At 49.1% G+C, this 1,039-nt stretch carries 2 protein-coding genes; both read right to left on the reverse strand.

Features of this window, described 5'->3' with window-relative positions:
- The coding region (locus R7Q38_RS25190) for a flavin prenyltransferase UbiX (protein ID WP_318114727.1) at nucleotides 1–617 on the reverse strand (617 nt) is incomplete at its 3' end.
- A 5-nt stretch (nucleotides 618–622) separates the two neighbouring features.
- Nucleotides 623–1,039 (reverse strand): glutamate ligase domain-containing protein (locus R7Q38_RS25195; RefSeq protein ID WP_318114729.1); only part of this gene is annotated, 417 nt, incomplete at its 5' end.

Below are 1,039 nucleotides of genomic sequence, written 5' to 3' on the forward strand. Positions count from 1 at the left end.
CAACGAGGCACCAAACCTTGCTCAATACCTAAGTGGTCAAGAATTCTCGCCACCATAAAATCCACTAAGTCTTCAATGCTCTTTGGCTGATGGTAGAAGCCCGGAGCCGCTGGCATGATGGTGACGCCCATTTGCGATAGCTTGTGCATGTTCTCCAGATGTAGCGTTGAAAATGGCGTTTCACGAACCACGAGCAACAGTTGCCCGCGTTCTTTCATTACCACATCAGCCGCCCGTTCGATCAAGTTGTCCGACATACCATGCGCGATCGCCGCAACACTTCCTGCTGAACATGGGCAAACCACCATTTGCTTTGGTGCCGCTGAGCCAGACGCTACCGGTGAGAACCAGTCATCTTTACCACAAACAGTGATGTTATTTGGATCACAGTTGAGATGTTCCACCAGCGCTTGCTTTGCGGCGTCTGGCCCACTTGGCAGCTTAAGGTTGTGTTCGGTTGCCATCACAACGCGAGCCGCCGAAGAAATCAGAACGTAGACATGATAATCCGCCGCGACCAAACATTCTAAAAGACGAAGGCCATAAGGAGCCCCAGAGGCACCCGTTAATGCCAACGTGATGGCTTTTTTCTGAGAGGGTTGTATTTTGTTGTGCATATCAATCAGGCTTTTAGTTTTAACTGCTCAAGAAGTTTTCCGTGAATACCACCAAAGCCACCGTTACTCATTACCAGAATTTGGTCTCCAGGCTGAGCACGTTCGACAATTTTAGCCACAAAGTTATCTATATCGGCATCGACAAACGCTGGCTGCTTGCATTGATCAGCAATGTCTTGCACCGACCATTCGATATTGTCTGGCTGGAATAAGAACACTTCATCTGCGCTGTGTAGCGAATCCGCGAGTGTGTTCTTATGAACACCACGCTTCATGGTGGCAGAGCGAGGTTCCAACACAGCAAGGATACGTTTTTCACCCACTTTGTTACGCAAACCGCCCAGTGTCAGTTCAATTGCCGTAGGGTGATGCGCGAAATCATCGTAAACCGTGATGCCTTGTTCTTCACCTTTGAGCTCTAA

This window comes from Vibrio sp. Vb0598 (assembly GCF_033338935.1).
Classification (GTDB): domain Bacteria; phylum Pseudomonadota; class Gammaproteobacteria; order Enterobacterales; family Vibrionaceae; genus Vibrio; species Vibrio alginolyticus.